We start from the raw sequence: 20,773 nt of genomic DNA, 5'->3' as shown, positions 1-20,773 counted from the left end.
GCCGCCCTAGACCACCGGCATGCCGCGCTCGAGGTTGGCGCGCATGCGCTCCACCATCACGGCCCCGGCGGCGCGCAGGAACTCCACCGCCATCTCGGGCTGGCGCTGCGAGAACTCGTCGAAGCGGTGCCGGCTCAGGCCCCACACGACGGCCGGCGACATGGCCTCCACCTGGGCCATGCGCGGCGTGTCGGTGAACAGCGCCGGCTCTCCCACCACCGAGCCTGGCCGCAGGATGGCCACGGGCCGCCGCACGGGGCCGGCGTCGGGCACATACACCTGCAGCGTGCCACTTTCGAGCAGGTAGCAGACACGGTCCACGTCGCGGTGGCGGATCAGCAGGTCGCCGGACCGCAGCTTGAACTCCTGGAGGAACGGCACGATGACGCGCCATTGCGACGCATCGAGTCGGGGACGGAACGCGTCGGCGGCGTTCAGCGTCTGAACGGCCTGCAGCAGGTGGTCGACAGCCATGGGTACAGCTCCCTCCGGGCGGCGCCCGTGCGGCTGCCTCCCTGGCGGCCGCGGTGATGTGACCAATTTGTGTCGGATTATTGGCGCAGCGGCAGTCGCGGGCAATGTGATGCCCCCGCGTTCGTCGCCCCGCAGGCGCCATTCATCGGCCCGGCGGGCGCCGCGGCCGCCGGGTCACTTGCCGATGCAGAACCGGCTGAAGATCTCGCCAAGCAGGTCGTCGGCGCTGAACTGGCCGGTGATGGACTGCAGTGCCTGGTGGGCCAGGCGCAGCTCCTCGGCGAACAGGTCCAGGGCCGCGTCCGAGCGGGCGGCGTGGGCGGCCGCCAGCGCCAGGTGCTCGTCCGCGCCCCGCAGCGCCTGCACGTGGCGGGTGCGGGCGATGAACAGGCCCTCGGGCGAGCCGAGGCCGCCCGCGCGCGCCAGCAGCGTATCGCGCAGGGCGTGCAGGCCCTCGCCCGTGCGCGCCGACAGGCGCAGCCCGGGCCGCGCGCGCTCGAACTCGCCGGGCGCACCCGCGGCATCGGCCTTGTTGAACAGGTGCAGCAGGCGCTCGGCCGGCACCTGGGCCAGGCGCCGGGCCAGCTGGGCGTCGGCCGCCTGGTAGCCGGGGTCGTCCACGCGCGTCAGGTCGTGCAGGAACAGCACGGCGTCGGCGCCATCGATGGCCTCCCAGCTGCGCGCCACGCCGATGCGCTCCACCTCGTCGGTGGTGTCGTCGCGCAGGCCGGCCGTGTCGGTGACGTGGACCGGGACGCCGTGGATCTGGATGGTCTCGCTGACCCGGTCGCGCGTGGTGCCGGCGATGGGCGTCACGATGGCCAGCTCGGCGCCGGCCAGGGCGTTGAGCAGCGAGCTCTTGCCCACGTTGGGCTGGCCGGCCAGCACCACGCGCAGGCCCTCACGCAGCAGCGCGCCCTGGCGTGTGCGGGCCAGCAGCGCGGCGAGCGCGTCGCGGATGCGGGCCAGCTGGCCCAGGGCATCGGCCTGCTGGAGGAAGTCGATCTCTTCCTCGGGGAAGTCGAGCGTGGCCTCCACGAGCATGCGCAGCTTCACGATGGCCACCGCGAGTGCCTGCACCTCGGAAGAGAAGGCACCGGCGAGCGAGCGGCTGGCCGAGCGCGCCGCGGCCTCGGTGCTGGCGTCGATGAGATCGGCCACCGCCTCGGCCTGCGCCAGATCGAGCTTGTCGTTCAGGAAGGCGCGCTGGGTGAACTCACCCGGCTCGGCCAGGCGCAGCCCGGGCAGCACGGCCGTGTCCGGGTCGTCGTCGATGGGGGCGAGCGCGGCCTCCAGGCAGCGCGCCACCAGCAGCTGCAGCACCACCGGGCCGCCATGGGCCTGCAGCTCCAGCACGTCCTCGCCCGTGTAGGAGTGGGGCGCGGGAAAGTACAGCGCGAGCCCCTGGTCGATGGGCTGGCCCGCGGCGTCGAGGAAGGGCCCGTAGTGCGCGCGGCGCGGGGCCGGGCTGGTGCCGGTGAGCGCCAGCGCCAGCGGCCCCAGGCCCTTGCCGGAGACCCGCACGATGCCCACCGCGCCCCGACCGGGCGCGGTGGCGATGGCGACGATGGGATCGAGGTGGCGGCCGAGCAGCATGGGCCTTCAGATTGTGGTGCAGCGCCTGTGGCACGTGCATGACCACCCCAGAAAGAAAGCCCCGCGCGGGCGGGGCTTTCCGGGGCGGCGGCGCGGGGGCGTCAGGCCACGCCGAGGCGCCTGTTGATGTAGTACTGCTGTGCGATGGACAGCAGGTTGTTGACCAGCCAGTACAGCACCAGGCCGGCCGGGAAGAAGAAGAACATGAAGCTGAAGGCCAGCGGCATGATCCACATCATCTTGGCCTGGACCGGGTCCGGCGCCTTGGGCCCCAGCCACACCTGCAGCAGCGAGGACGCGGTCATCAGCGCCGGCAGGATGAACAGCGGGTCCTTGGCGGACAGGTCGGTGATCCAGCCCAGCCAGGGCGCACCGCGCATCTCCACCGAGGCCAGCAGCACCCAGTACAGCGCGATGAAGAAGGGCATCTGCACGACGATGGGCAGGCAGCCGCCCAGCGGGTTGATCTTCTCCTCGCGGTAGATGCGCATCATCTCCTGCTGCATCTCCTGCGGCTTGTCCTTCAGGCGCTCGCGCATGTCCATGATGCGCGGGTTGATGGCGCGCATCTTGGCCTGCGACTTGTACGCGGCGGCGTTGAGCCAGTAGAAGGCGATCTTCAGCAGCACCACCAGGGCGATGATGGACCAGCCCCAGTTGCCGATCAGGCCGTGCAGGTGGTCCAGCAGCCAGAACAGCGGCTTGGAGATGATGGTGAAGACACCGTAGTCCTTCACCAGCTCCAGGCCCGGGGCCAGGGCGGCGAGCTTGTTCTCCTCCTGCGGGCCGGCGTAGAGCGTGGCGGCGTGGGTGGCGGTGGCGCCGGGCGCCAGCTCGGGCAGGGGCTGCACCATGGCCACGGTGTAGTCCGGGCCGACCTTGGCGCTGACGAACTCCCGCGGCTGGTCCTGCGGCAGCAGCCAGGCACTCACGAAGTAGTGCTGCACCATGGCCACCCAGCCGTCGCTGGCGGTCTTCTCGTGCTTGGGCGCGTCGTTCGGGCCGCGCTTGTCGATCTCGGCGAACTCGACCTTCTGGAACTTCTTCGCGTCCGTGTAGACGGCCGGGCCCGTGTAGGTGAAGCCCGTGGACGAGAACATGGAGGTGGACTGGCCCTCCGGCGGCTGGCCGTCGCGCAGCAGCTGCAGGTAGATCTGCGGGCGGATGGGCGCGCCGGAGAGGTTGGTCAGCTCGTGCTTGACCGCCACGGTGTACTGGCCGCGCGTGAAGGTGTAGGTCTTCACCAGCTTGGCGCCACCGATCTCCGGCGACTCGAAGCGCACGCTCAGCTGGTTGGCGCCGTCGGCCAGGCTGCGGTCACCCGGCACCACCTGGAAGGGGCTCAGGTGGCGCGGCAGCAGGGCGGCGCCGGGCGTCGCATTGATGAAGCCGGTCTGGGCGAAATAGCGCCGGCTGCTGCTCTCGTCGAACAGCACCACGGGCCGGGACGGGTCCTGCGCGTCGGGGTAGGCCGTGAGCTCCAGCCGCACCAGGCTGGCGCCCACGCTGTCGAAGGTGGCCTTCACGACGTCGGTCTGCACGGTGACGCGCTCGCCCGGCACCGCGCTGGCCGCGGCGGCGGCGGGCAGGGCCGCAGCGGCCCCGGCGGCACCGATCTGGGCGGCTGCCGGAACGGCGCCGGCACCGGAGGCGGCGGACGCCGCGGCCTGCGGCTGCGAGATGGGCGCACCGAACAGCGTGGGCTGGCCGTTGTGCTTGTTCCACCCGTCCCACAGGAGGACGAGCGACATGATGAACACCACCCACAACAGGGTGCGACGCATATCGGTCATGGTGAAGACCTGGACAGATCCGAGGAGGAAGGGACAGCCGGGCCGTCAGCCGCCGCCGTGTCGGGCGCGGTGGCCCCGGGCAGCAGATGACGGAACAGCCGTGGGCGCTCGGCGGGCACGGGGTCGCACCCGCCCTCGCACCACGGGTGGCAGCGCAGCACGCGCGCGGCCGTGAGGTAGGTGCCGGCCAGCGCACCGTGGCGCTGCAACGCCTCGATGCCGTAGACGGAACACGTGGGGTAGAAGCGGCACTGGTTGCCCAGCCAGGGGCTGAGCAGCAGGCGATAGCCGCGCAGCAGCGTGACCAGCACGCGGCGCGGCCAATGGGCCGGGCCCGGGCCGGGGCCCACCGGGCGCGTCATGGCCGCCGCCCCTGCGCCGGCCGCGGCTCGGGCGCGCTGGCGCGGCGAAAGACCTGCAGCAACTCGGCCCGCGTGGCCTCGCGCAGCGCATCGGAGCCGGGGCTCGTGAACGTGCTCCGCTCGAAAGGCATCTTCAGCCGCACCACCCACAGGCCGGGCGGCAGCTGATCGGCATGCGCGGCCATGGCGGCGCGCACCTGGCGCTTGATGAGGTTGCGCGTCACCGCACGCTTGGCGTGGCGCTTGGGCACCACCAGGCCCAGCCAATGGCCGGACGGGGCCGGCGCATCGGGCAGCGCGGGCCGGTCATCCACAGGCGGCGTGCGCTGGCGTGGGGCGCCTGTGGATAAGTCTGGTGATAGCCCCGGGACAACCGGTGCAGAGCCCGCCACGGCGCCCGCGCGGCGGGCGAGCGACGGCGCGCCGCTCACGTGGTGAACGGCGAAGTGAGCACTTCGCGAACGTGGCACCGTGGCCAGGACGCGCTGGAAATCGGCCGGACGCACGATGCGGCCGATCATGGCAGCGGCTTTAGACCTGGGACAGCTTCTTGCGGCCCTTGGCGCGGCGCGCGTTGATGACGGCGCGGCCACCGCGGGACTTCATGCGAACGAGGAAGCCATGGGTGCGGGCGCGGCGGATCTTGGAAGGCTGGTACGTGCGCTTCATGGTCGGTTTTCAGAGGTGGAAATGGGAGCGGCCAGGCCGCCCAGGCGAGAGACCCCATGCGCAGTCGCTGGGCGAGCCCGGCTTGCGCGGCGGTTTCAGGTCTTCTGGGTGCAGCCCGTCGGGGGGTTGCAGCAACCACCCGGCAGGCCCGTCCCCCGAACATGCGACGCACGCAAGGTGAGGGGGTCACCCACGCCCGTGTGCGAACGAAGCGCCTGTGCTCTCAAAAAACGCGCCTTCGCGCGCCCACGCACATTCCGCCCGGTTCGGGAAACCCACTATTAGAGCAAAAAACCCGTGGCCGGTCAAACACTTGCACCGCAAACCGTGGCCGCGCGGCGGCATTGACCCAGCCCAACGAACTGTGGATAACCACCGCCGTGCCCCCCCGAAGCGTGCGTAGAATCGCGCCGCTCGAAAAGAACTTGTCCACAATGAGCCTAGACCTCTGGCAGCGCGGCTGCGAACGCCTCGCGACCGAGCTGCCCGAACAGCAATTCGCCACCTGGATCCGCCCGCTGCCCCCCGCCGACATCACGGACGACGGCGACGCGGGCGCGGTGGCCTGCCTGCGGGTGCCCAACCGCTTCAAGCTCGACTGGATCCGCTCGCAGTACAGCGCACGCATCGAGAACGTGCTGAGCGACCTGGCCGGCAAGCCCGTGCGGCTGGAGCTCAGCCTGGCCCCACGCGACACCGGCATGGCCACCGCCGCGCCGGCCCGCCCCGCCGCGTCCAGGGCCCTGCACATGCACACGCCGCTGGGCCGGTCCACCCAGCCGGCCTCGGCCGGCGACGTGCTGGCCCGCACCCTCGCGGCGCGGGGCGTGGGCCCGGGCAGCTCGCCGGCCCGGCCTCCGGACGCCTCGGCGCCCGCCGGCGAGCGGCCCGACATCGCCCGCCCCGCCGCGGCGCCCGGATCGGCCGCCACCCTGCCACCCGCCGCCAACCGCCACCGCCTGAACACGGCGCTCACCTTCGACACCCTGGTGGCCGGCCGGGCCAACCAGATGGCCCGCACCGCCGCCCTGCACGTGGCCGGCGCGCCGGGCCAGATGTACAACCCGCTGTTCATCTACGGCGGCGTCGGACTGGGCAAGACCCACCTCATCCACGCGGTGGGCAACGCCCTGCTGGCCGACAACCCCAACGCCAAGGTGCTGTACCTGCACGCCGAGCAGTTCATCTCGGACGTGGTGAAGAACTACCAGCGCAAGACCTTCGACGAGCTGAAGGCCAAGTACCACTCGCTGGACCTGCTGCTCATCGACGACGTGCAGTTCTTCGCCGGCAAGGAGCGCACGCAGGAGGAGTTCTTCAACGCCTTCGAGGCGCTGCTGGCCAAGCGCGCGCACATCATCATGACCAGCGACACCTACCCCAAGGGGCTGGTGGACATCGACGAGCGGCTGACCTCCCGCTTCGACGCCGGCCTCACGGTGGCCATCGAGCCGCCGGAGCTGGAGATGCGCGTGGCCATCCTGCTGGCCAAGGCGCGCGCCGAGGGCGCGCCCATGCCCGAGGACGTGGCCTTCTTCGTGGCCAAGAACGTGCGCGCCAACGTGCGCGAGCTCGAGGGCGCGCTGCGCAAGGTGCTGGCCTATGCCAAGTTCAGCCACAAGGAGATCACCATCGCGCTGGCGCGCGAGGCGCTGAAGGACCTGCTGTCCATCCAGAACCGCCAGATCTCGGTAGAGAACATCCAGAAGACGGTGGCCGACTTCTACAAGATCAAGGTGGCCGACATGTACAGCAAGAAGCGGCCGGCCTCCATCGCCCGGCCGCGGCAGATCGCCATGTACCTGGCCAAGGAGCTCACCCAGAAGAGCCTGCCCGAGATCGGCGAGCTGTTCGGCGGCCGTGACCACACCACCGTGCTGCACGCCGTGCGCAAGATCGGCGGCGAGCGCCACAAGAACACCGAGCTGAACCAGCAGCTCCACGTGCTGGAACAGACGCTGAAGGGCTGACCGCCCTTCGTGTTTTTTTTTGGCTTAGAGCAGGCCAGGACCTCTGTCAACGTGCAACTCTGGGGACAACTTTCGAACAAGCCCGGTGCTGTCCACAGGCCGCCGCCCGCCGCGCAAGTTGTTGTCGGTTCATGCGCCCGACAACCGGCCCCCGCTCAACACCGTTGCCAGCCTGCTAAATCGTTGAGAAATCAGGCGAAAATGCGGTTGTCCACAGAAGGCGCTGTTGCCTACCAGAACGACTAATCTGAAAGAGGAAGACATGATTGTTCTGAAAGCCCCACAAGAAAAGCTGCTCACTGCCCTGCAGGCGGTGGCCGGCATCGTGGAGCGGCGCCATACCCTGCCCATCCTGGCCAACGTGCTGCTGCGCAAGACGGGCGAGACGATCGAGTTCACGACCAGCGACCTGGAGATCCAGGTGCGCACCAGCGCGGAGCTGGGTGGTGACGCCGGCAGCCTGTCCACCACCGTGGGCGCGCGCAAGCTCATCGACATCCTGCGCACGCTGCCGGGCGACCAGGTGGTCTCGCTCAGCGCCAACGGCGCCAAGCTCACGCTGCAGGGTGGCAAGAGCCGCTTCACGCTGCAGACGCTGCCGGCCGAGGACTTCCCCCTGGTGAACGAGGCGGTCGATTTCGGCCCGGTGTTCAGCGTGCCGCAGAAGACGCTCAAGGGCCTGATCGACCAGGTGCACTTCGCCATGGCGGTGCACGACATCCGCTACTACCTCAACGGCATCCTCTTCGTGGCCGAGGGCAGGACGCTCACGCTGGTGGCCACCGACGGCAGCCGCCTGGCGCTGGCCCAGGCCCAGCTCGAGGCCGACATCCCCAAGCAGGAGGTGATCCTGCCGCGCAAGACGGTGCTGGAGCTGATGCGCCTGCTCAAGGACGGTGGCAAGGACGGGGGCAAGGACAGCGCCAAGGCCGGCGCGGGCGACGACGTCATCGAGATGCGCTTCGCCGGCAACCAGGCCAAGTTCAGCTTCTCGGGCATGGAGTTCGTGACCAAGCTGGTCGAGGGCAAGTACCCCGACTACAACCGCGTCATCCCCAAGAACCACAAGAACATCATCACGCTCGGCCGCGCCACGCTGCTGTCGAGCCTGCAGCGTGCGGCCATCCTCACCAGCGAGAAGTTCAAGGGCGTGCGCCTGAACATCGAGCCGGGCGCCCTGCGCATCGCCTCGTCCAACGCCGAGCAGGAAGAGGCCAAGGAAGAGATCGAGATCGACTACGACGGCCCGTCCATCGAGGTGGGTTTCAACGTCACCTACCTGATGGACGCGCTGTCCAACATGGGCCAGGAGATGGTGCGCCTGGAGATGCACGACGGCTCGTCGGCCGCGCTCATCACCGTGCCGGAGCAGGAAGGCTTCAAGTACGTGGTGATGCCCATGCGGATCTGACGGCGCTGCGCGCCCCGGCAGACGCCCTTGCGGGCGTTCAAGGCGGCGCGAGGCACCCCTCCCCCTGACGGCGGGCCGAAAGGCCCGCCAAGCCGTTTCTAGGGGCCCTGGCTGGCATGTGCCGGCCACCCGGCCCCGCGCAAGAGAGCCTGACATGACCGACCCCAAGACCCCCACCCCCGACGCTGGCGACGACGGCGTCGTCCGCCGCGACGTGCCCGCCGCCGAAGGCCGGCCGGTGTCCACCGGGTCCGAGGCCTCCGCCGGCTACGGCGAGAACGCCATCCAGATCCTGGAAGGCCTGGAGGCGGTGCGCAAGCGCCCGGGCATGTACATCGGCGACACGTCCGACGGCACCGGCCTGCACCACCTGGTGTTCGAGGTGGTGGACAACTCCATCGACGAGGCCCTGGCCGGCCACTGCGACGACATCATCGTCACCATCCACACCGACAACTCCATCTCGGTCATCGACAACGGCCGCGGCATTCCCACCGGCGTGAAGATGGACGACAAGCACGAGCCCAAGCGCTCGGCCGCCGAGATCGCCCTGACCGAGCTGCACGCCGGCGGCAAGTTCAACCAGAACAGCTACAAGGTCTCGGGCGGCCTGCACGGCGTGGGCGTGTCCTGCGTGAACGCGCTGAGCAAGTGGCTGCGCCTGACCGTGCGCCGCGAAGGCAAGGTGCACTTCATCGAGTTCGCCAAGGGCGTGCCGCAGGAGCGCGTGATCGAGGAGCGCGACGGCGTGGCCGTGAGCCCCATGAAGGTGATGGGCGACACCGAGAAGCGCGGCACCGAGGTGCACTTCCTGCCCGACACCGAGATCTTCCAGCAGAACTTCGAGTTCCACTACGACATCCTGGCCAAGCGCCTGCGCGAGCTCTCGTTCCTGAACAACGGCGTCAAGATCCGCCTCGTCGACGAGCGCAACAACAAGGAAGACAACTTCGCCTATGCGGGCGGGGTGAAGGGCTTCGTCGAGTTCGTCAACAAGGGCAAGAAGATCCTGCACCCGAACATCTTCCACGCCGTGGGCGAGAAGGTGAGCGAGCAGGGCACCACCATCGGGGTGGAGGTGGCGATGCAGTGGAACGACTCGTTCAGCGAGAACGTGCTGTGCTTCACCAACAACATCCCCCAGCGTGACGGCGGCACCCACCTCACCGGCCTGCGCGCGGCGATGACGCGTGTCATCAACAAGTACATCGAGGACAACGAGCTGGCCAAGAAGGCCAAGGTCGAGATCGCCGGCGACGACATGCGCGAAGGCCTGGCCTGCGTGGTGAGCGTGAAGGTGCCCGAGCCCAAGTTCAGCAGCCAGACCAAGGACAAGCTGGTGAGCTCGGAGGTGCGCGCCCCGGTGGAGGACATCGTCAGCCGCCTGCTCACCGACTGGCTGCTGGAGAACCCCAGCGACGCCAAGACCATCTGCGGCAAGATCGTGGACGCCGCCCGCGCCCGCGAGGCCGCGCGCAAGGCGCGCGAGATGACGCGCCGCAAGGGTGTGCTCGATGGCATGGGACTGCCCGGCAAGCTCGCCGACTGCCAGGAGAAGGACCCGGCGCTGTGCGAGATCTACATCGTGGAGGGTGACTCCGCCGGTGGCTCCGCCAAGCAGGGCCGCGACCGGAAGTTCCAGGCCATCCTGCCGCTGCGCGGCAAGATCCTGAACGTGGAGAAGGCGCGCTACGAGAAGCTGCTGAGCTCCAACGAGATCCTCACGCTCATCACGGCGCTGGGCACTGGCATCGGCAAGGGCATGGGCGGGGACGACTTCAACCCCGACAAGCTGCGCTACCACCGCATCATCATCATGACCGACGCGGACGTGGACGGCGCCCACATCCGCACCCTGCTGCTCACCTTCTTCTACCGCCAGATGCCCGAGCTGGTGGAGCGCGGCCACATCTACATCGCCCAGCCGCCGCTGTACAAGGTGAAGCACGGCAAGCAGGAGCAGTACCTGAAGGACGCCCACGCGCTGGACGACTACCTGCTGAAGGTGGCGCTGGACAGCGCGCGCATCGAGCCGGGCGACGGCCGCCCCGCCCTGCAGGGCGAGCAGCTGGCCGAGCTGGCCCAGGCCTACGTGAAGGCCACCAACGTCATCGACCGCCTCTCGGCCTGGATGGACGTGGAGGCCCTGCGCGCCCTGAGCGACGGCCTGACGCTCAACCTGGACGACACGGCCAACGCAGAAGCCAGCGCCATCGCGCTCAAGGCCGCGCTGCACGACGCGGACGTGGAAGCGGTGTTCGACGAGCGCACCGACAAGCACCTGCTGCGCATCAGCCGCCGCCACCACGGCAACATCAAGAGCAGCATCATCAGCCCCGACTTCGTGCACGGCGCCGACTACGAGGCCCTGGCCACCGCCGGCCGCACCTTCAAGGGCCTGCTCACGCCTGAGGCCATCGTGCAGCGCGGCGAGGGCGACAAGCAGAAGCAGCAGAAGGCCGGCGACTTCCGCGCCGCCATGGCCTGGCTGATGGGCCAGGCCGAAAGCTCAGTGGGCCGCCAGCGCTACAAGGGCCTGGGCGAAATGAACCCCGAGCAGCTCTGGGAAACCACCATGGACCCCGAAGTGCGCCGCCTGCTGCGCGTGCAGATCGAAGACGCCATCGAGGCGGACAAGGTCTTCACCATGCTCATGGGCGACGAGGTCGAGCCGCGGCGGGACTTCATCGAGACGAATGCGTTGAGGGCGGCGAATATTGATGCGTGAGGGCTGACAGCAGTTCCACAGCATGGAGGGTCCGCGTGTGCTGCCACCCATCGAATGCTGTCCCTTCTGCGCCCTGTCCGCATCGCGCGTACGGCTCCACAACGACGCGGCAGTAGCGGTCCGGGATGCCTACCCGCTGACACCGGGCCACACCCTGGTGATCCCGCGGCGTCATGTGGCCTCCTTCTTCGAGACGACCGAAGACGAGAAGGCTGCCATGCTGGTGTTGCTCGAACAGGCGAAGCACCAGTTGCAGTCGGAGTTCAATCCCGCGGGCTACAACATCGGCATCAACGATGGCCCGGCTGCTGGCCAGACGGTCGGCCACCTGCACATTCATCTCATCCCCCGCTATCTCGGCGACCGCGCCGACCCCAGAGGTGGCGTGAGGTGGATCATCCCGGAGCGGGCCGACTACTGGAGCCGTTGAGGTGAGAAGCGCTGCCGAGATCTTGGACGCCTTCGGACGCGTGCGGCGGGCACAGCGTGCGGGGATATACGCCCCACATAAACCACTTCTCATTCTTTGGGCGCTGGGTCGGGTGCAACGAGGGGAACCGCGCCTGACCGCATTCACGGAAGCGGACCGCCCCTTAAAGCAACTGCTTGGTGAGTTCGGCTCCGAGCAGGCCGCGAGCACGCGGCACTATCCGTTCTGGCACTTGAGCACTGACGCTCAAGGGGAGCTGTGGGAGGTGACCGGGGCCCCCCAACTGATCGACCGCCCTGCGGGCGCCACGCCGACCCTGGGTGAACTGCGGCAGCATCACGTCAAGGCGGGCTTCGCGGCGGACGTCGATGATGCCCTCCGCCACGTTCCCGGTCTTCTGCCGGCGGTCGCCGCCCGCGTCCTTGACGCCTATTTCCCCTCCACCCTCCACGGCGATATCGCGGCCAGCGTGGGTTTGGATCTATCCACAGTTCCTGCGGTTGCAGACCCGGCGACAGAGGCTGCGGCGCTGCATGCTGAGCGAACGCGACGACGCGACCCGCGCTTCAGGGAACGTGTGCTGCTCGCCTACGAGTACCGATGTTGCGTCTGTGGCTTCGATCTGAGAATCGGCAATGTGCCAGCCGGCCTGGAGGCCGCCCATATCCAATGGCACCAGTACGGTGGGCCCGACATCGAGCCGAACGGACTGTCGCTGTGTGCGCTCCACCACAAGCTCTTCGACCTAGGTGCCTTCACCATCGAGCCAGCTGAGTTTCGCGTCGCATTCAGCGAGCACGCCATCAGCGGTGGTCGTGGGATGACGGGAGAACTGCAGCACCACGGACGGCAGATCCTCATTCCCCAACGCCCCGAACTGTTGCCGGGCCGTGAGTTTCTCCACTGGAACGTCCACCAGGGCCCGTTCAGGCGGCGGGCCCGACCATTGACGATGCCTTCCGTCGAATGATGCTTGGAGCGGGAACGAATGGCGGGGCGCTGCGCCGGACAGCAGCGCTGGAGTTCCTCCCAACGGTTCCCTGATCCAATATGGCGACCATCCGGAAGGAAGTCGCCGTGCCATGTCTGCCAATCTTTCTGCGTTGACACGTGAAGCCGTCATGCTTGCGCTGGCGGAGTTTCGGCGCTTGGGCAGGGGAGCCTTCCTCCAGCGATATGGCTTTGGTGAAGCGCGGGACTATTTCGTGCGCGACCCGGTCAGCGGGCTCCTGTGCGACTCCAAGGCCATCGCAGGCGCAGCGTACGGACATGCACGGCCTCAGGAAGGCGCGTTGGCCGCGTCGGCCTTCTCGGGAGGAGTGGCCACCGTCGTGCGGCGTCTGCGTGAACTGAACTTCGACGTCGTGGCGGTAGGGCATCACGAGGCGGCTGAGGATGCGGGTCGGCGTGATTGGTCGCCCGCTGAGGTCGATCTGCTCGTGGCGGACTACCTCCAGATGCTCACCATGGAGCTGACAGGGCAGGCTTACAGCAAGTCGGCACGCCGCCGCGCCCTGCTGCCCCTGCTGGACCGGCGCTCGGAAGCGGCCATCGAGTTCAAGCATCGCAACGTCAGCGCGGTGATGAACCGCCTCGGCTTGCCGCGCATCCGCGGTTACCTTCCGGCGGAAAACGCGCAGACCAGCCTGCTAATGGATGTCGTCGGTAGACAGCTGGAACTGCAGCCTGCACTGGACAGCGCCGCTGAAGCGGCGGTAGAGCGTCCGGCGGTGCCGGTCGAGGTCACTGACTTTGCCTCCGCCCGAGCGGACGCCCCGGCGCGGCGCCCTCGCACCGGAGAACCTGCGGCCGCCTATGCCCGACGGGCCGTGCGGCGTGACTACCTTGAGCGGGAGAGCCGGAACCGCTCGCTGGGAGCAGCCGGAGAGCGCTTCATCGTCGACTTCGAGCGTTGGCGCCTGCTTTCGCAAGGGTTGGGCCAATTGGCCGATCGGGTGGAGCATGTGGCGCAGACCAAGGGTGACGGCCTGGGCTACGACGTGCTTTCTTTCGAGGCGGACGGCACCGCTCGCTACATCGAGGTCAAGACAACCGCCTTCTCGGAGGAGACGCCGTTCTACGTGACCTCCAACGAACTTTCGTTTGCGCGGGAGACGCTCGATCGCTTCCGCCTCTGCCGAGTCTTCGACTTCCGGACGGGGCCGCGCTTCTACGAGTTGCCGGGGCCCTTCGAGCAGCACTTCCTGCTGGATCCCGCGACATACAGGGCGAGCCTGTCTTGACGGCCCGGTCAGCGGTTCTGTGCGACTGGACGATGCACACGGCAGCGTTCACTCCCCCTCCGCCCTCACCAACCCCGCCATCTCCTGCGTCCACCCCAGCGCCGACCTGAACCACTTCTGGCGCTGGGGCACGATGGCCTGGCGTTCGTCCAGGCAGCCGACGCGCAGGCCGTAGGTGGTGGGGTGGTCGGCGTCGTAGGTGTAGAGGGGGGAGCCGCAGTCGCGGCAGAAGGCCTGGGCGCGGCGGGAGCCGCTGTCGCCGACCTTCACGTACACGGCGGGTTCGCCGGCCAGCAGGCGGAAGCTGCCGGGCTGGGCGGGCACGGACACGCGGAAGGCCGTGCCGGTGAGGCGCTGGCAGTCGGTGCAGTGGCACACGGCGGCGCGCTGGGGGTCGACGTGGGCTTCGTAGCGGATGTGGCCGCAGTGGCAGCTGCCGTGGACGTGCATGGGGGCTCCTGGGTGGGGGTGCCCCATGATGCCGCCGCCTTGACGCGGCCGCTCGTGGGCGCGGGGCCGCGGTGGAACAATGGCCGCATGACGCGCTCGCCTGACTCGACGCCTGAGGTTCCATGTCGCGCCGCCTGCGCCTGACGTTGCTGGCCCTGGGCCTGGTGGCGGTGGTGGCCGGCGGCCTCGCCTGGCGCGCCGCCGCCGTGCCCGAGGTGCCGGCGGTGGCCGTGCGCAGCGGGCCGCTGGTGCGCAGCCTGCTGTTCACGGCCCGGGTGGCCACGGCCTCGCGGGTGGAGGTGGGCGCCACGCTCACCGGCCGGGTGGAGGCGGTGGCGGTGCGCGAAGGCGACGCCGTGCGCCCGGGGCAGGCGCTGGTGACGCTGGAGCGCGCGGAGCTGGCTGCCGCGCTGGCCCAGGCGCAGGCCAGCGAGCGGCAGGCCGGCGCGGTGCAGCGCAATGCCGCGGCCGAGCTGGCGCGGGCGCAGGAGCTGGTGCAGCGCGGGTTCCTGAGCGCCTCGCGCATGGACGAGGCGCGGCGCGCCGAGGAGGTGGCGGTGGCCCAGGCCGCGCTGGCCCGCTCGGCGGTGCAGGCCGCGCAGGTGCGGCTGGCGCAGACGGTGGTGGTGGCGCCCTCGGCGGCGCGGGTGCTGGCGCGGCAGGTGGAGCCGGGGCAGATCGTGTCGCCGGGCCGGGCGCTGCTGACGCTGGCGCTGGCCGGCCCGGTGGAGCTGGTGGCGCAGGTGGACGAGCGTTACGTGGCCCAGCTGCGCCCCGGCCAGGCGGCGCAGGTGGAGGCGGATGCCTTTCCGGGCCAGCCCTTCACGGCGCAGGTGCAGTCGCTGGCGCCGCTGGTGGATGCGCAGCGCGGCTCGCTGGAGGTGAAGCTGGCCGTGCCGGGCGAGGTGCCGGCCTTCCTGCGCGAGGACATGACGCTCTCGGTGCAGGTGGAAACCGCGCGCCGCGAGCGCACGCGGGTGCTGCCCGCCGCGGCCGTGTCGGGGCCGCGTGAGGCGGACACGGGCAGCGTGCGCGTGGTGCAGGACGGCCGGGTGCAGACGCGGCCGGTGCGCCTGGGCCTGCGCACGCTGGACGAGGTGGAGGTGCTGGACGGCCTGGCCGAGGGCGACACGGTGCTGCTGGCCGAGGGGCCGACGGACGGCGCGCGTGTGCGGCCGGTCACCGCGGCCTCGGCACCCGCGCGCGGCGCCAGCGGCGCCTCGCAGGACAACGCCGGCGGGGCGATGGGCAATGCCTTCGGCCGCTGAGCACGCGCCCGCGCCACCGCGGCGCAGCGCCTGGGGCGCCGCCACGCTGGGCTTCGAGCGCCGGCTGGCGCTGCGCTTCCTGCGCGAGGGGCGCATGCAGACGCTGCTCATCATCGTGGGCGTGGCCGCGGGCGTGGCGGTGGTGGCCTACATCTCGGCGCTCATCACCGGCCTGCAGGCCAACACGCTGGACAAGACCCTGGGCGCGCAGGCGCACGTGACGCTGCAGTCGCTGGAGGACGAGGTGCGGGCGGTGGCGCCCGCGGCGTCGGGCGTGACCGCGCCTGCACCCACCCAGATGCGCCAGGTGCAGCCGCGCGCCCAGCGCCCGCGCACCCTCGCCAACTGGCCCGCGCTGCTGCGCCTGCTCGAGGCCGAGCCGGCGGTGGCCGCCGTGTCGCCCACCGTCTCCGGCGCGGGGCTGGCGCGGCGCGGCGAGGCCTCGCGCGCCATCGCCATCCTGGGCGTGGAGCTGGACCGCCATGACCGCATCGTGCGCCTGCGCGAGAAGGTGGTGGCCGGTGCGCCGCGCCTGGGCCCGGGCGAGGCGATGATCGGCCGCGAGCTGGCCGACGACCTGGGCGTGCGGGTGGGCGACCGCGTGCTGCTGGTCACCGGCGACCTCAACGAATCGGTGCGGGTCACGGCCCTGCTGGACCTGGGCGTGCGCGACCTGAACCGCCGCTCGGTGTACGTGCCGCTGCGCACGGGGCAGAGCCTGGTGGGCCTGCCCGGCGGCGTGACGCACGTGGACATGACGCTGCACGACGTGTGGGCCGCGGGCGAGGTGGCCGCCTCGCTCGCGCGCCGGCTGCCCTACCAGGTGGAGAGCTGGCAGCAGGCCAATGCGCAGCTGGTGTCGGCGCTCAATGCGCAGTCGGTGAGCACCACCATCATCCGCGGCGTGGTGATGGTGGTGGTGGTGCTGGGCATCGCCAGCGTGCTGGTGGTGTCGGTGGTGCAGAAGCGCCGCGAGATCGGCATCCTGCGCGCCATCGGCGCCACGCGGGGGCAGATGATGCGGGTGTTCCTGCTGCAGGGCGCGGTGGTGGGGGCGCTGGGCTCGGCGCTGGGCATCGCGCTGGCGGTGGCGCTGATCTGGGCCTTCACGCGCTTCGTGAAGGGCTCGGACGGGCTGCCGCTGTTCACCATCACGCTGGCGCCCGCCCTGGCGCTGCGCATCGCCGCGCTGGCCACGGTGTGCGGCGTGGTGGCGGCGGTGGCGCCCGCGCGCCGGGCGGCGGCGCTGGACCCGGCGCAGGCGATCCGGCTGTGAACGCGCCCGCTCCGCCCACCCCGCTCATCGCGCTGCAGGACCTGCGCAAGCGCTACAACGCGGGCCGTCCCAACGAGGTGGAGGTGCTGCACGGCCTGACGATGACGCTGCAGCCGGGCGAGTTCGCCGCGCTCATCGGCCCCTCGGGCTCGGGCAAGAGCACGCTGCTGAACATCCTGGGCCTGCTGGAGCCGCCCAGCGGCGGCAGCTACCGCCTGCTCGGCGACGAGGTGGCGGGCCTGGGCGACGATGCGCTCACGGCGCTGCGCGGCAGCGTGCTGGGCTTCGTGTTCCAGTTCCACCACCTGCTGCCGGCCTTCAGCGCGCTGGAGAACGTGACGCTGCCCGCGCTGATGCGCGACGGCCGCGTGGCCCGCGCCGAGCGCGAGCGGGCGCGCGAGATGCTGGCTGCGGTGGGGCTCGCGAAGGCCATGGACAAGCGGCCGGGCGAGCTCTCGGGCGGCATGCAGCAGCGCGTGGCCATCGCCCGCGCGCTGGTGGGGCAGCCGCGCCTGGTGCTGGCCGACGAGCCCACCGGCAACCTGGACCGCGCCAGCTCGGACGAGGTGTTCGCGCTCATGCGCCAGATGCACCGCGAGCGCGACACGGCCTTCCTCATCGTCACCCACGACCCGGCCATGGCCGCGCGCTGCGACCGCGTCATCGAGCTGGTGGACGGCCGCATCGAGCGCGACGGGCCCCCGCCTGGGGCGCCGCCTGGGACGCCGGCCGCTGCCGACGCCCCGGCGAGCCCTCAGGCCACCGGGCGCGTGCGGTAGAAGGTCACCGGCTCGGCCTTCAGGGCGGCTTTCATCGCCTTCAGCACGGGCTTGCGCATGGCGCCCACCACGTGCATCTCGCAGGGCTTGCAGTCGAAGCGCAGGGTGAGCACGTCGTCGCCGTGGCGCAGCTGCAGCGGCTCGGCGCGCACGCTGCCCTGCACGCCGGTGACGCCCTTGGCCTGCTTGGGGCACAGGCTGAGCGACCAGCGCACGCAGTGCCGGGTGATCATCAGGCTCACCTCGCCCAGCGTCTCGTGGCTCTCGTAGGCCGATTCGATGAGCTTCACGCCGTGGCGGGCGTAGAAGGCCGCGGCCTGGTGGTTGTACACATTGGCCAGGTAGCTCAGCGTGTCCTCGGGGTAGGGCACGGGCGGCTCCACCGGCTGCGCCCGCGGCAGGCGCGGCAGCGCGCGGGCACGCTCGGCCTCCAGCGCGGCCACGGCGTCGCGCCGCAGGGCGTTCAGCACCGCGGCCGGGATGAACCAGGGCTGCTGCAGCGCCAGGCGCACGCGGCGCGCGCTGAAGACCGTGGCGCCCAGCTTGGCGAGCTGCTCCTTGAGCTGCGCCTCGGCGCGGGCCGCGTCGCGCGCCGGCTCGTGCGGGTGGGCGATGCGCGCGCTGGCCCGGTGGCCGTCCTCGTCCTTGCAGGCCAGCTCGAAGCCGGGCTGGCCGTCCACCAGCGTCTGCGCCAGCGTCAGGTCCACCGCGATGCGGCGCTCGGCGCTGGGCTTGGCCAGCAGGCGCTCCCAGGCCATGTCGCGGTTGCGGTGCAGGGCGGCGTCGCGGCGCAGGTCCTTCAGCTCGGCCACCGGGGTGTTGGGCACCACGCGCCAGCGCGTGCCGCCCAGGTGCTCGGCCGTGTTCACCGGCACGCCCTGCAGCTCGCCCTGGCGGTCCCACCAGGTGAGGGCGTCGCCGTTGTGCAGCGTGATGGCGGCACCGCCCTCGACGAAGGCGGTGTCCACCTCGAAGGCCTCGGCGCCCACCGTCAGCACATGGCCCACGGGCAGGCCCACGTGCTTGGGGCTGTCGAAGGCGCCGATGTCCGGGCGCCGGCCGTTGACGAAGTAGTCGGTGCCGCCGCGGTTGTAGGCCTGCTCGGGCTCGGGCGTGAAGGTGTAGGTGCAGCGGCCGCTGCTGGCGCGCGCCAGCGCGGGGCGCTCGTCCAGCAGGCGGTCGAGCAGCAGGCGGTAGTGCGCGGTGACGTTCTTCACCGTCGCCATGTCCTTGTAGCGGCCCTCGATCTTGAAGCTGCGGATGCCCGCGTCCACCAGCGCGGCCAGGTTGGCGCTCTGGTCGTTGTCCTTCAGGCTCAGCACGTGCTTGTCGTGGGCGATGATGCGGCCGGCCGCATCGCTCACCGTGTAGGGCAGCCGGCACTCCTGGCTGCAGCTGCCGCGGTTGGCGCTGCGGCCGGTGTGGGCATGGCTGATGAAGCACTGGCCGCTGTAGGCCACGCACAGCGCGCCGTGCACGAAGAACTCCAGCACGGCATCGGGCGTCTTCGTGGCGATGGCGCGGATCTGGCCCAGGTCCAGCTCGCGCGCCAGCACCATCTGCGAGAAGCCCACGTCCTGCAGGAAGCGCGCCTTCTCGGGCGTGCGGATGTCGGTCTGCGTGCTGGCGTGCAGCTGGATGGGCGGCAGGTCCAGCTCCAGCAGGCCCATGTCCTGCACGATGAGCGCGTCCACGCCGGCCTCGAAGCAGTCCCAGGCCATGCGGCGGGCGGGCTCCAGCTCGTCGTCGCGCAGGATGGTGTTGAGCGTGACGAAGATGCGCGCGCCGTAGCGGTGGGCGTGGCGCACCAGGCGGTCGATGTCGGCCAGCCCGTTGCCCGCCTTGTCGCGGGCGCCGAAGCCGGGCCCGCCGATGTAGACGGCGTCGGCCCCATGGTTCACCGCCTCGATGCCGATGTCGGCGTCGCGGGCGGGGGCGAGCAGTTCGAGGTGGGGGCGCGGCATGGGGCAGAAGTGTAGAAGGGGCCTTCGACAGGCTCAGGCCGAACGGGGGGCGGGGTAGGCCTTCGACAGGCTCAGGCCGAACGGCCTTCCGCTTCCCGTTCGCCCTGAGCTTGTCGAAGGGCGCATGATGAACGGGGTGCGGGCGGGCCTTCGACAGGCTCAGGCTGAACGGCCTTCCGCTTCCCGTTCGCCCTGAGCCTGTCGAAGGGCTCAGTTTGAACCGGCAGTGGCCACACGCACCGGGATGCGGCGGCTGCCGAAGCTCTCGGCCGGGCGCAGGGCGCTGAAGCGCCCGGCGATGGGCGTGGCGCAGTGCGGGCAGGCGCCCTGCTCTGCGGGGCCCACCGCGAGGTCGAAGCGGGTGATGCGGTAGCCGTCGCGCTCGATCAGCGCGGCCTGGCAGGCCGGGCAGACCGTGGTGGCGCCTTCGCGGTCGCGCACGTTGCCGGTGTACACATGGTGCAGCCCGGCATCCAGGCCGATCCGCCGCGCGCGAGTCAGCGTGTCGCGCGGCGTGGCCGGCACCTCGCCCATCTTGTAGTCGGGGTGGAAGGCGGTGAAGTGCAGCGGCACGTCGGGGCCGAGCGACTCGTGCACCCAGCGCGTGAGCGCCTGCAGCTCGGCCGTGCTGTCGTTGTGGCCGGGGATGAGCAGGGTGGTGATCTCCAGCCAGCAGCCCGTCTCGTGGTGGATGGCCTGCAGCGTGTCCAGCACCGGCGCCAGGTGGGCGCCGGTCTGGCGGAAGTAGAAGTCCTCGGTGAAGCCCTTCAGGTCCACGTTGGCGGCGTCCATCTTCGCGTAGAACGCGCGCCGCGGCTCCGCATGGATGTAGCCGGCCGTCACCGCCACCGTGGCCACGCCGCGCGCGTGGCAGGCATCGGCGGTGTCCATGGCGTACTCGGCGAAGATGACCGGGTCGTTGTAGGTGAAGGCGACGCTGCGGCAGCCCAGCTCGGCGGCCACCTCGGCGATGCGCGCGGGCGAGGCCTGGTCCATCAGCCGGTCCATCTCGCGGCTCTTGGAGATGTCCCAGTTCTGGCAGAACTTGCAGGCCAGGTTGCAGCCGGCGGTGCCGAAGCTGAACACGCTGGAGCCGGGGTGGAAGTGGTTGAGCGGCTTCTTCTCGATCGGGTCCACGCAGAAGCCGGAGCTGCGGCCATAGGTGGTGAGCACCATGGTGTCGCCCACCCGCTGGCGCACGAAGCACAGGCCACGCTGGCCGGCGTGCAGCTTGCAGTCGCGCGGGCACAGGTCGCACTGCAGGCGGCCGTCGGGCAGGGCGTGCCACCAGCGCGCGGGGTGCTGGCCCTCGGCGATGTCGGCGCTCGGCAGGGTGTCGTGCGTCATGGCCGCGGCGGGC

The 20,773-nt window shown here is 70.5% G+C and carries 18 protein-coding genes; 9 read left to right on the top strand and 9 right to left on the bottom strand.

All coding sequences use genetic code 11. The features are described 5' to 3' along the window. Window positions 1–6 precede the first annotated feature (6 nt). From ACE3UN_RS12560 to rpmH, 6 genes are all read right to left on the bottom strand, one after another. Window positions 7–474: a cyclic nucleotide-binding domain-containing protein gene (locus ACE3UN_RS12560; protein WP_374675295.1), complete on the bottom strand. Its 468-nt coding sequence runs from the start codon at window positions 472–474 to the stop codon at window positions 7–9. 174 nt (window positions 475–648) lie between these two features. Beyond that, window positions 649–2,067, bottom strand: a complete 1,419-nt coding sequence (gene mnmE, locus ACE3UN_RS12555) for a tRNA uridine-5-carboxymethylaminomethyl(34) synthesis GTPase MnmE (protein ID WP_374675328.1) — start codon at window positions 2,065–2,067, stop codon at window positions 649–651. 104 nt (window positions 2,068–2,171) lie between these two features. Then, on the bottom strand, window positions 2,172–3,863 hold the full coding sequence (gene yidC, locus ACE3UN_RS12550) for a membrane protein insertase YidC (protein WP_374675294.1): 1,692 nt from the start codon (window positions 3,861–3,863) through the stop codon (window positions 2,172–2,174). Next, window positions 3,860–4,225: a membrane protein insertion efficiency factor YidD gene (gene yidD / locus ACE3UN_RS12545; RefSeq protein WP_374675293.1), complete on the bottom strand. Its 366-nt coding sequence runs from the start codon at window positions 4,223–4,225 to the stop codon at window positions 3,860–3,862. The genes yidC and yidD overlap by 4 nt, the downstream gene beginning before the upstream one ends. Then, complete coding sequence (locus ACE3UN_RS12540) at window positions 4,222–4,539, bottom strand: ribonuclease P protein component (RefSeq protein ID WP_374675292.1); 318 nt, start codon at window positions 4,537–4,539, stop codon at window positions 4,222–4,224. The genes yidD and ACE3UN_RS12540 overlap by 4 nt, the downstream gene beginning before the upstream one ends. A 217-nt stretch (window positions 4,540–4,756) precedes the next feature. After that, on the bottom strand, window positions 4,757–4,894 hold the full coding sequence (gene rpmH, locus ACE3UN_RS12535; RefSeq protein ID WP_324158085.1) for a 50S ribosomal protein L34: 138 nt from the start codon (window positions 4,892–4,894) through the stop codon (window positions 4,757–4,759). A 434-nt stretch (window positions 4,895–5,328) separates the two neighbouring features. On the opposite strand from rpmH, the gene dnaA reads away from it, so the two are divergent. The 6 genes from dnaA to ACE3UN_RS12505 all read left to right on the top strand — a co-directional run bounded on the left by dnaA (window position 5,329) and on the right by ACE3UN_RS12505 (window position 13,676). Continuing rightward, the gene (gene dnaA / locus ACE3UN_RS12530) at window positions 5,329–6,864 is read left to right on the top strand and encodes a chromosomal replication initiator protein DnaA (protein WP_374675291.1); all 1,536 of its coding nucleotides are present in this window, start codon (window positions 5,329–5,331) and stop codon (window positions 6,862–6,864) included. Window positions 6,865–7,126: 262 nt separating this feature from the next. Beyond that, window positions 7,127–8,275 carry a DNA polymerase III subunit beta gene (gene dnaN, locus ACE3UN_RS12525; RefSeq protein ID WP_374675290.1) on the top strand — a complete coding sequence of 383 codons (1,149 nt, stop codon included), beginning with the start codon at window positions 7,127–7,129 and terminating at the stop codon, window positions 8,273–8,275. Window positions 8,276–8,429: 154 nt separating this feature from the next. Beyond that, on the top strand, window positions 8,430–11,003 hold the full coding sequence (gene gyrB / locus ACE3UN_RS12520; protein WP_374675289.1) for a DNA topoisomerase (ATP-hydrolyzing) subunit B: 2,574 nt from the start codon (window positions 8,430–8,432) through the stop codon (window positions 11,001–11,003). A gap of 37 nt (window positions 11,004–11,040) precedes the next feature. Next, window positions 11,041–11,433, top strand: a complete 393-nt coding sequence (locus tag ACE3UN_RS12515; protein ID WP_374675288.1) for an HIT family protein — start codon at window positions 11,041–11,043, stop codon at window positions 11,431–11,433. Window position 11,434: 1 nt separating this feature from the next. Then, window positions 11,435–12,403 (top strand): phosphorothioated DNA-binding restriction endonuclease, encoded by a 969-nt coding sequence (locus tag ACE3UN_RS12510; RefSeq protein ID WP_374675287.1) that lies wholly within the window; start codon window positions 11,435–11,437, stop codon window positions 12,401–12,403. 112 nt (window positions 12,404–12,515) lie between these two features. Further along, complete coding sequence (locus ACE3UN_RS12505) at window positions 12,516–13,676, top strand: DUF3883 domain-containing protein (RefSeq protein ID WP_374675286.1); 1,161 nt, start codon at window positions 12,516–12,518, stop codon at window positions 13,674–13,676. A 48-nt stretch (window positions 13,677–13,724) separates the two neighbouring features. Here ACE3UN_RS12505 and ACE3UN_RS12500 read toward each other — a convergent pair whose 3' ends face one another. After that, window positions 13,725–14,126, bottom strand: coding sequence for a GFA family protein (locus ACE3UN_RS12500; RefSeq protein WP_374675285.1), 402 nt, complete (start codon window positions 14,124–14,126; stop codon window positions 13,725–13,727). Between the two features lie 122 nt (window positions 14,127–14,248). On the opposite strand from ACE3UN_RS12500, the gene ACE3UN_RS12495 reads away from it, so the two are divergent. Genes ACE3UN_RS12495 through ACE3UN_RS12485 form a run of 3 tightly spaced genes read left to right on the top strand, consistent with a single transcriptional unit; the run spans window position 14,249 to window position 17,449 of the window. After that, window positions 14,249–15,394 (top strand): efflux RND transporter periplasmic adaptor subunit, encoded by a 1,146-nt coding sequence (locus tag ACE3UN_RS12495; RefSeq protein WP_374675284.1) that lies wholly within the window; start codon window positions 14,249–14,251, stop codon window positions 15,392–15,394. Next, window positions 15,378–16,670, top strand: a complete 1,293-nt coding sequence (locus ACE3UN_RS12490; RefSeq protein WP_374675283.1) for an ABC transporter permease — start codon at window positions 15,378–15,380, stop codon at window positions 16,668–16,670. The genes ACE3UN_RS12495 and ACE3UN_RS12490 overlap by 17 nt, the downstream gene beginning before the upstream one ends. Beyond that, the gene (locus ACE3UN_RS12485) at window positions 16,667–17,449 is read left to right on the top strand and encodes an ABC transporter ATP-binding protein (RefSeq protein ID WP_374675282.1); all 783 of its coding nucleotides are present in this window, start codon (window positions 16,667–16,669) and stop codon (window positions 17,447–17,449) included. The genes ACE3UN_RS12490 and ACE3UN_RS12485 overlap by 4 nt, the downstream gene beginning before the upstream one ends. Here ACE3UN_RS12485 and ACE3UN_RS12480 read toward each other — a convergent pair. After that, the gene (locus tag ACE3UN_RS12480; RefSeq protein WP_374675281.1) at window positions 17,425–19,413 is read right to left on the bottom strand and encodes a U32 family peptidase; all 1,989 of its coding nucleotides are present in this window, start codon (window positions 19,411–19,413) and stop codon (window positions 17,425–17,427) included. The two genes, ACE3UN_RS12485 and ACE3UN_RS12480, sit on opposite strands and share 25 nt — an antisense overlap. A gap of 210 nt (window positions 19,414–19,623) precedes the next feature. After that, window positions 19,624–20,760, bottom strand: a complete 1,137-nt coding sequence (gene amrS / locus ACE3UN_RS12475; protein ID WP_374675280.1) for an AmmeMemoRadiSam system radical SAM enzyme — start codon at window positions 20,758–20,760, stop codon at window positions 19,624–19,626. Window positions 20,761–20,773 lie beyond the last annotated feature (13 nt).

The sequence above is a fragment of the Ideonella sp. genome (assembly GCF_041918995.1).
Classification (GTDB): Bacteria; Pseudomonadota; Gammaproteobacteria; order Burkholderiales; family Burkholderiaceae_C; genus Ideonella.
This window is presented reverse-complemented; position numbering and strand designations above follow the sequence as displayed.